The sequence below is a fragment of the Methanophagales archaeon genome (assembly GCA_021159465.1).
GTDB lineage: Archaea > Halobacteriota > Syntropharchaeia > Alkanophagales > Methanospirareceae > G60ANME1.
Genome location: JAGGRR010000213.1, coordinates 1 through 8,621, shown reverse-complemented (window position 1 = coordinate 8,621; position 8,621 = coordinate 1). Strand labels below are relative to the sequence as shown.

10 protein-coding genes are annotated in these 8,621 nt (G+C 45.8%); 4 read left to right on the top strand and 6 right to left on the bottom strand.

Going from position 1 to position 8,621, the window contains the following annotated elements:
* The first annotated feature begins 501 nt into the window (after positions 1-501).
* The 3 genes from J7J01_09095 to J7J01_09085 are packed head-to-tail and all read left to right on the top strand — an operon-like array spanning position 502 to position 2,928.
* Positions 502-1,467 carry an ABC transporter substrate-binding protein gene (locus tag J7J01_09095; GenBank protein MCD6211020.1) on the top strand — a complete coding sequence of 322 codons (966 nt, stop codon included), beginning with the start codon at positions 502-504 and terminating at the stop codon, positions 1,465-1,467.
* A 7-nt stretch (positions 1,468-1,474) separates the two neighbouring features.
* Positions 1,475-2,215: an ABC transporter ATP-binding protein gene (locus tag J7J01_09090; GenBank protein MCD6211019.1), complete on the top strand. Its 741-nt coding sequence runs from the start codon at positions 1,475-1,477 to the stop codon at positions 2,213-2,215.
* Positions 2,173-2,928 carry an ABC transporter permease gene (locus J7J01_09085; GenBank protein MCD6211018.1) on the top strand — a complete coding sequence of 252 codons (756 nt, stop codon included), beginning with the start codon at positions 2,173-2,175 and terminating at the stop codon, positions 2,926-2,928. Before J7J01_09090 ends, J7J01_09085 begins: the two co-directional genes overlap by 43 nt.
* Here the strand turns inward: J7J01_09085 and J7J01_09080 are convergent, their stop codons facing one another.
* Together J7J01_09080 and J7J01_09075 are read right to left on the bottom strand one after the other, a co-directional pair.
* Positions 2,929-3,780 carry a hypothetical protein gene (locus tag J7J01_09080; protein MCD6211017.1) on the bottom strand — a complete coding sequence of 284 codons (852 nt, stop codon included), beginning with the start codon at positions 3,778-3,780 and terminating at the stop codon, positions 2,929-2,931.
* A gap of 80 nt (positions 3,781-3,860) precedes the next feature.
* Complete coding sequence (locus J7J01_09075; protein ID MCD6211016.1) at positions 3,861-4,259, bottom strand: 50S ribosomal protein L14; 399 nt, start codon at positions 4,257-4,259, stop codon at positions 3,861-3,863.
* 67 nt (positions 4,260-4,326) lie between these two features.
* On the opposite strand from J7J01_09075, the gene J7J01_09070 reads away from it, so the two are divergent.
* Positions 4,327-4,920 carry a DUF447 family protein gene (locus tag J7J01_09070; protein MCD6211015.1) on the top strand — a complete coding sequence of 198 codons (594 nt, stop codon included), beginning with the start codon at positions 4,327-4,329 and terminating at the stop codon, positions 4,918-4,920.
* A gap of 15 nt (positions 4,921-4,935) precedes the next feature.
* Here J7J01_09070 and J7J01_09065 read toward each other — a convergent pair whose 3' ends face one another.
* Genes J7J01_09065 through J7J01_09050 form a run of 4 tightly spaced genes read right to left on the bottom strand, consistent with a single transcriptional unit; the run spans position 4,936 to position 8,475 of the window.
* Positions 4,936-5,622: a phosphoglycerol geranylgeranyltransferase gene (locus J7J01_09065; protein ID MCD6211014.1), complete on the bottom strand. Its 687-nt coding sequence runs from the start codon at positions 5,620-5,622 to the stop codon at positions 4,936-4,938.
* A 37-nt stretch (positions 5,623-5,659) separates the two neighbouring features.
* On the bottom strand, positions 5,660-6,553 hold the full coding sequence (locus J7J01_09060; GenBank protein ID MCD6211013.1) for a hypothetical protein: 894 nt from the start codon (positions 6,551-6,553) through the stop codon (positions 5,660-5,662).
* A gap of 1 nt (position 6,554) precedes the next feature.
* Positions 6,555-7,118 carry a methanogenesis marker 17 protein gene (locus J7J01_09055; protein ID MCD6211012.1) on the bottom strand — a complete coding sequence of 188 codons (564 nt, stop codon included), beginning with the start codon at positions 7,116-7,118 and terminating at the stop codon, positions 6,555-6,557.
* A gap of 25 nt (positions 7,119-7,143) precedes the next feature.
* Positions 7,144-8,475, bottom strand: coding sequence for a methanogenesis marker 14 protein (locus J7J01_09050; protein ID MCD6211011.1), 1,332 nt, complete (start codon positions 8,473-8,475; stop codon positions 7,144-7,146).
* Positions 8,476-8,621: the final 146 nt, after the last annotated feature.

The following is an 8,621-nucleotide window of genomic DNA, read 5'->3' as shown; positions in this document are numbered from 1 at the left end:
ATACCTCAAAAATCTTGCCGGGAGGCGGAGCTTTATCGTCCAAAAAACCCTTCTCTCTGAAGAGCGCAATGACTACAAATACCGCTGTTTTGACGATGCTTCGCATGAACAGGGCTCAGTGTCCCCTGATACTCGTGCAGCCTCGCCCCTGCACCTTTCTTTAACCATTCCCTGAACTTGTCGTATTTTGGAAATAAGATATTTGACGCCGTAAAAATGATGAGAGAGATTCAGGATAAGTTGAGCAAAGGATACAGTGAAGACCTGGGAGCTGAAAAAAGAAGAGATTTGGAAGACATAAAAAATAATAATATAATACCGAATAAAAGGAAACAGTTGAAGTAGATAAATAAGGCATTGCCGGTTTTGAAAGGAGGATGAAGAATGGCATTCCCCTCTTCATATCCTCAAAATCCTACATATGTACATATTCACGAAACTATATAAAGAGAAGACTAAAGAGCAGTTTTATAAAAAATGTTAAACTCCATAAGATAAATTATGCGTAGAGAGATAGCCATCACTCTGATTTTAATTGCGATTGCAATAGCGTGCTGTGGCTGTATAACAAACACGAATCAAGAAGAAGGAGGTAGCATAGTAGCAACGAAGATTAAGATAGGCTTGATGCCCGACGAGGCGACATTGCCATACTACGTCGCCGCTCAGGAAGGAATCTTCACCAATCATGGGCTGGACGTTGAGATAATACCTTTCCAGAGTGCCATGGAGCGTGACAGTGCACTGATAGCAGGCGAGATAGACGCAGCGGAGAACGACCCTGTGGGTGTTATTTTGATGCGAAACGCAGGCTATGATCTCAAAATTGTCTCACTTGAGTTACAGGAAACACCAGCTAAGATGCGGTTCGCTATCATTGCCTCTCCAGCCTCTAATATAAGCTCAGTTGCAGACTTGGAAGGTAAGAAGATTGCAATCTCCATGAACACAATCATAGAATACATAACCGATACTTTAGTGGGAGATACAGAGGTAAAGGTGAAGAAGGTGGAAGTGAAGAAGGTCCCGCTGCGAATGCAGATGCTACTGAGTAATGAGATAGACGCTGCCACTCTTCCTGAGCCTTTGGCAAGTTATGCGCTATATAAGGGCGCTAAACTCGTTATCTCCGATTCCATGCTGAATCGAACGATATCACAAACTGTAATAGTATTCAGAGCGGATTTCTTAAATAATCATCCAGAAGCTGTACATGAGTTCTTAGCAGCATACGGTGAAGCAGTGAACCGAATAAACGCGAATCCCGAGAAATATCGGGCACTGCTTGTGGAGAAGACGCACATCCCGCCAGAGATAGCATCGAACTATACGATAGCGACCTACCTCCAGCCACAGGTATACCCAAAGACTGACTTCGATACGGTCATTCACTGGCTACGAGCTAAGAATTTACTCCATAGAACCGTCTTGTATGAGGATACTGTCTGGCGCGGCGAATCCCGCTGATCTATCTATGATCGAAGCAAGGAATCTGAGCATGGTATATCCGGATGGTACAGAAGCACTGCGTGATCTCAATCTTGTGATACACAGAGGTGCGAGCTGTTCCATCATCGGTCCTTCTGGCTGCGGCAAGACTACTCTCCTGTTCATCCTCGCAGGGCTTCTGAAGCCAACGAAGGGGCAGGTACTGCTTGGAGCACGTGAGATAGTATCACCTGCAAGAGGAGTAGCACTTATACTCCAGGATTACGGACTATTCCCGTGGAAGACGGTCTACGAGAATGTCGCTCTGGGTCTAAAGCTGCAAGGGATGCGTAAGAGAGAGCGGAGAGCGATAGTGATGTCACTCCTAAAAGAGCTCGGGTTGAAGGAATTCGTAAATCACTATCCAAAACAGCTATCAGGCGGGATGCAACAGCGAGTAGGATTTGCAAGAGCACTGGCTTTAAAGCCTGCGATACTGCTGATGGATGAGCCTCTATCTTCGCTCGATGCCCTGACAAGGGAGACGTTGCAGAATTTCCTGCTCTCACTCTGGAAGAATAACGGGATGACCATGGTACTGGTGACGCATAGCATAGAGGAGGCGGTATTTCTCGGCAGGGAGATAATCGTTCTCTCGCACAGACCGGGTCATGTGGTAAAGATAGTGGAGAACTTTAATGCGGGCGACGAGAATTATAGAAGCAAGGAGGCTTTCTTCGCTAAATGCCGCGAGGTAAGGAGGAGCATAGAACATGGAGCTACATAATCGCCGGGCTACTATTACTCATAGTCTGGCATCTCGCATCACTTATACTGGACTCACCAGCACTGCCAGCACCGCTAACTGTATTCTATGCGCTTATAGACCGTATGAGAACGGATTTATACCTTCATCTCCTCATCAGTGCACTCAGAGTTATCTATGGCATTGCACTTGCAGGCTCGCTCGCTGTGCCTCTCGGGCTATTGAGCTATAATAACCGCTTTGATAGAATCATTGCCCCTATTGTTTATCTCCTGTACCCGATTCCACATATCGTGCTTCTCCCCCTTATCATCCTCCTATTTGGTATCAGTGACCTCTCCAAGATAATTCTGATAGCAATTATAGTCTTCTTTCAGATTCTCGTGACTACACGTGATGAGGCACGCAATTTAAGCTCGAACTACATATTCTCAATACTATCTCTGGGTGCAACCCCCATAGATATATACAGGCATGTGATTCTACCGGCATGTCTGCCCGCTATACTCACCGCAATGCGAATAAGTGTAGGCACCGCAATTGCAGTGTTATTCTTCGTTGAGTCTTTCGCAACCCAGCGAGGACTGGGATATCTGATCATGTATTCATGGAGCATGATGGATTATCCCGCTTTATACGCCTCGATAGTAGCTATGGCGCTGCTTGGATTCTCTCTATATCTAATTCTGGAGTGTGTGGAGAGGAAGCTCTGTGCATGGGTGTATTTACAGTAGCTATAGCCACGGCACCGCCACCTGCATATACAATCTGCTCCACCATGTTACCGCCAGGGGTTGAATTATCACCACAGACAGAATGATGCATATCACCTGCCCGATTATATGAGGTATAAACCCCAGTAAGAATCCTGTAAATGCACCTATTCCAATCACAATAAGCCAAAGCAGGAACACATCAAGTTTATGCGCTTTGAACAGCTTTAAGCTCTCACTCACACCTGCTATGGCATTGTGACCGCCGATAACAACTGCGTATGGTACAAGTGCGAATATAATGCTTACAATCAAGAGATAAGATAACGGTATGAGCATGAGCGGCAGTGCAACCCGTGAACTCATCTCTGGCACTGGAATCAAAAATGCAATACCGAAAGCTAAAGCGGCAATAAGAGCAACTATGATCTCCGCGAAGAGCAGCTGTATAAAGTTCCTGCTTCCATACCTCAGCATATCAGATATACTGGTCCTGCCACGTTTCGTGGCTTCTTTCGCCATGCCTATCGCACCAGCCGTGAAATATGCATTTATCAATAATCCCAGAGCTATGATGATGCCAAGCAGAGTGATAATGACGTGGAAACTATGCATGAATTGAGATTTGAGCTGCGGGATGAGCTCTGGCGGGACTTCTTCACCAAAGTGATAAAGATAAATCAAAAAGGGACCGCCGGTCACCAGTATGCCTACACCAACCACGATAACAATCACTATAGCCGTGAGTACAGAACTGAGTATAAAAGGCACAGCGATATTCAAATTTTTACTCCAGGTCTCAAAGCCTCCCATTAATAATACAGTACTTAGTTCTCTCTTATTCTTACCCTTACTCTTACTCTTATTCATCATGCTTATTGGACCGGAACTGGAACTGGAACCGGCATATAGTGCATGGGTAGAAATTCAGAGATAAAAAAGTAATAAAAAGGCTATACAATCATTGTAGCTGCCGATGCTATCGCGGAGAATCGCTCTACAGCTTCCCTCGCCACCGGTCCCCTTATCTCCGAACCCTTCGGCGTGCCCTTGTCATCCACAATAATCGCGGCGTTATCCTCAAACTTCACTCTGAGCCCGGATGGACGCCTGTATTCTTTCCTCTGCCTTATTATCACCGCCTTCAATATCTGCTTCTTTATCTCTGGTCTGCCCTTCTTCACCGCTATCACCACCATATCCCCCACGCCTGCCTTCGGATATCTGTTCTTTACACCCCTGTAGCCCTTTACCGCTATTATCTGCAATACCTTTGCACCGGTATTATCCACGCAATCCAACCGAGCTCCGGTCGGTAGCGCCTTTGTTATCTTCGCTCTTACTCCCTTCATTATCCTTCACTAACATAATTCCACTTCCTTAAATAATATTCTTTCTTCTTCATTATCCTTGTAAAGCATGAACAACCTGGTAGAAGCAGGGCTGCGAGAAGGTATATCTGAGGTGATAGTCACCACACAGTCACTTTCTGGCATACCCAATGCAGCACCTGCTGGAATTCTCAGTCAAGGCGGTGAATACATGGTGCGACTTTACAGAGGTTCAAAAACGCTATCAAATGTGAGAGAAACGATGCGTTTAGCTGCGAATGTAACCCTTGATTCGATGTTCTTCGTGCGGACCCTCTTCGGGAATCTGAGTACTGGCGATTTTTCACTCTTTCATGGCTTCCCTGTACTGAAAGAAGCGAATTCGTGGGTACTATTCGGGTGCCGCCTGATACATGAAGGAACAGATTCTCTGCTATTCCTGTTATCCCCTCTCGCCGTTGCAATAATTCGAGCGAGTATATATGCGATAAACAGAGGACTTAATGCTGTTATAGAAGCAGCAATCCTCGCGTCCAGATACGATATCCTGGAAAGCGATATAGAGAGAGAGCAGATGATGAGGAAAATGGGTGATTATGCAGAGATTGTGGAGAAATGCGGCGGGCGAAGGGAGAAGGAAGCGATGCAACTTCTGATTGATGAGTTGCATAAGAGGGCATAATTTCTTTATATGAAATTAAAATTGAATAGTCTCCAGAAACTTATCCATGCTGTTGTAGATCACATTTCCCACCACTATGACATCAGCGTATTGCTTCATCTCCTTTGCCTTCTCTTTTGTGTCTATTCCACCGCCATAGAATATAGATGCTTTACATATCTTACTTAGCTCCCTAACCAGCTCAGGGTCACCATAGGTACCACTATACTCTATATACACGATAGGTAGATGAAGATATTTCTCTGCATAGAGTGCATATGCAACGACATCGGCAACACTCAGGTCTGTCTGTGCCCTTGTGAGTTTAGCAACTGCCGAGTCAGGGTTCAAGACGATGTATGCCTCTGGTATCACCTTATCCCATACTATAGCATCATTCTTTATCCATTCCACGTGCTTACCCACTATCCATCTCGAGTCCATAGCATTAAGAACCAATGGTACGAATACATAATCTATACCTTCATACACGACCGCTTCGGGTGTTACGGGCTCCAGAATCTTTGGGATTCTATAATGTTTCAGGAGAGAGATAAGCATAGTGGTGTTTTCAGGAGTGATATTCTGCGTGCCTGAGATCATTATAGCATCGGTGCCACTGCCCACAATCGTATCCAGATCTCGCTTATTAATAGGTTTATCTGGATCGAGCTTTGTGATATGACCCCAATCTCGCCATGGCTCCTTATCATTATCTCTCATTGTTAGATCAGCAATGCGGATAGAGGATAAGTCCTGACTAAAATACACTTCCTGTCACTGCTTCAGGTAGTATCTTCAGCAAGTAGCCCTCATATAGCGATTTCTTCATCTCACATATATCTGATAACTTCCTCTTTCCTATCTCTATCTCACGCACCTTCTCCTCCTCCCCGGGTTCTAACTTCACACGCAATCCATCGAGATGTATAATGGTGGAGAACTCTTCACCAGGCTTTGGAGGGATGGTCATATCTATCAACTCCTTTACGAAGAGTGGAGAAGTAGCCAATGGGTCCTCTTCTATCTCCTGCCTCCTGACATCAAGCTCAACTCGTAGCCCTTCTGCCATCTCTTCCAGCTTCTTTATCTCATGTTTTCGCTTCATCCTCTCTGTTCTCCTCCCTATACCACCAACATAATGCGGTATGTCCATCTCAGGTGGACCTCCAACGATGATATAAGGTACCTCTAAACCCTCACATAGCCTCACCTTCTCCTCTATGCACTCCCTGAAATTACCAAATATGAATACTGCGGCATCACATTCCTCTATTATCTTCTTCTCCTTCACGTTTATCTGTGCTATTCTCTTCCCGACGCCCCGTGCCAGACCCATCATATTGGTGATGGCACCTTTCCGCCTTAAAAATTCCGCAATATCACACATCGGGTCAACGGCGTGATGTCTACCAAGAGAAGGGACCACGAGCATTATCTCCGCACCTGCCAGTGGTAAATCCACTAACTTCCCTCCTATCTCCTTCACCTTACCCTTTATTACCGGCTCTTCTTCCGCTGGAAACGCCAGATGCAACATCGTCTCTGTCTGCATCACCATCTCCTGAAGTATGAACCCACCTATATCCTGTGTCAACTCCTTCAACTCGTTGAACTTATACACACCGCCGGAAAACATCATTATCTTATACATCTCATGCCCCTCCACCGTTTAGCTTACTCACCATCTCTTCTGCCCTCCTCTTCCATTCATCAGTTATCGGATTCTCTGATGCGATGATGGTTATCCTGCCCTTGGATTGGGATGGAACAGGATATCGAACACGAGCGCCTTCGGGTAATATTCGCTCCACCGCATCCAGTATCCTCGTATTCAGATCTTCACGCGGATCATAGACCACCATCTTCATCAACTCCTGCATCTCTTCTGTACTCAATTTTAGACTTATCTCCAGTCTGCTCAACTGTTTCACACGTTCACCGAACTTATCCCAGAGCAAGGCAAGTAATTTAGGCACGTATCGCTCGTTCGTCACCTTTAATCTCTCATCACCTCTAATCGTCATGTCATTCACAGTGATAGGACTTGGTACCCTGCCCACCTTGATAGAGATGATGAAGACATGTTCCGCTGGATTGCAATACATATATACACTATCCACATTACTGTGTAACCCTATATCCCTGAAAACATTCTGACAAATCTTACTGTAGCTTGCATTTCCAAATTCATCCTCACCCTCTACTTTCACTTCCATCTCCTATCACCATAAAAATATCACCCTATATATTTCTTTTTTGCTTTTTTACTCGTTCACCAAGTATGCAGCCACCACCCTGGATACCACCTATTGGATTCGAAGGTGTTCCAAATTGGTGCATACATCTGCCAAGCACCGCCGCGCCACGTGCCAGTGCATCATCAGCAAATATCACCTCGTTCTCCATATTCCTGCCAAACAGGTTACTTAACTTGTGCAGCACCAATTCTGGTTTTTGCCCGGTAATACCTGCGCGTCCGGTGATACCTATCTTCGTGTTTGGCAGTAATAACCCCTCCTCTTTTGCTATACCCACCAGCCGCTCAGTGATACTTGCCGAGACCTCATCAATAACGTGATGGACATAGTGTATGCCAGCATCCTTTGCTATCTCCTCGCCTACTTGCCCTATCCTGGGCAGATCAGACATATTATCACCGGCATCAACGCCTATCAATGTGACACCGTTTCTCCTCGCTGCTGCGACATTCACCGGAGAGCCCCCAAATCTTGTCCCTGATTCTATCTTCTCTATCTTCAGATGGCTCAATACCTCCTCCGCGTACCCTTTTACCACTTCCTTCTTCACTTTGCCTCGTTCGTACTTCTGGAAATCGAGTACTGATGGGTACTTCTCACCCACTATTTTGGAGACCAGTGCATCAGGTATAGCACCTGCGAGTCCACAGAAACTGCCTATCACCTGCGAGTATGGCAACTGGTCATTGGTTATACGACCTGCGAGGGTGGTACCGAAATCCAGTGATAGAACAGGATTGCGGTAATCAACATCAAGCCACTTAGCAGCCTCTTTTAAACCCGCAGTTACAAGTTCGCCCTCCATCTCATTTGCTACCAGCGATTCCCCGGCAGGTGCCTCGTTTCCGGTTACAGCACCGTCGAAATACGTCCTGTCCATTCTGGAAAACTTCCTCAGTTCAGCCGGGATATCATCAATGGTCATTGGTGAGATCATCTTCCGTGGTGGCACACCGGCGAGCATGCAGCCCTTAGCCAGTGCCTGTATCACTCCCTGTATCTCCTCGACCGTGGAGAAACCCGCAGTTACACCAGAGGAGCGAACCACGAAATGTAAATCCGGAACTGTTATTCCTGCAGCAGCTGCACAGTCCTGTAACGTCTTCTTCACCAGCTCTGCTATCGAATCAACTGAAAGTTCAACCATGGTTATCGTATGACAGAATGCGCCATCATGCGATAGAGCTTCCCTGGTCATCCTGACCGCCTTATCCAATATATATGTATTACCACTCTTCAGGTCAGTAGCACTTATAATAGACTTGGTAGTGCTGTTTCCGAGTTCGACACTTGCCACGATAAAAATGGGTCGCAAAGTGAGGTCACCTCTGGAAAGCCGCAGTATAAAAAAGAGGTCACTGTAACTGATCCTTTTAGTATGCAGTATCTTGGGATGGTATCTCCTCCTGAATAAAGACATTATTGCTCCTGCTCCTATGTCCTATACCGGGTTACATATTA

Bases quoted from the DNA above. Each gene is read 5' to 3' on its own strand.
- J7J01_09095 (MCD6211020.1), top strand. From the start codon at position 502: ATGCGTAGAGAGATAGCCATCACTCTGATTTTAATTGCGATTGCAATA.
- J7J01_09090 (MCD6211019.1), top strand. From the start codon at position 1,475: ATGATCGAAGCAAGGAATCTGAGCATGGTATATCCGGATGGTACAGAA.
- J7J01_09085 (MCD6211018.1), top strand. From the start codon at position 2,173: ATGCCGCGAGGTAAGGAGGAGCATAGAACATGGAGCTACATAATCGCC.
- J7J01_09080 (MCD6211017.1), bottom strand. From the start codon at position 3,780: ATGATGAATAAGAGTAAGAGTAAGGGTAAGAATAAGAGAGAACTAAGT.
- J7J01_09075 (MCD6211016.1), bottom strand. From the start codon at position 4,259: ATGAAGGGAGTAAGAGCGAAGATAACAAAGGCGCTACCGACCGGAGCT.
- J7J01_09070 (MCD6211015.1), top strand. From the start codon at position 4,327: ATGAACAACCTGGTAGAAGCAGGGCTGCGAGAAGGTATATCTGAGGTG.
- J7J01_09065 (MCD6211014.1), bottom strand. From the start codon at position 5,622: ATGAGAGATAATGATAAGGAGCCATGGCGAGATTGGGGTCATATCACA.
- J7J01_09060 (MCD6211013.1), bottom strand. From the start codon at position 6,553: ATGTATAAGATAATGATGTTTTCCGGCGGTGTGTATAAGTTCAACGAG.
- J7J01_09055 (MCD6211012.1), bottom strand. From the start codon at position 7,118: ATGGAAGTGAAAGTAGAGGGTGAGGATGAATTTGGAAATGCAAGCTAC.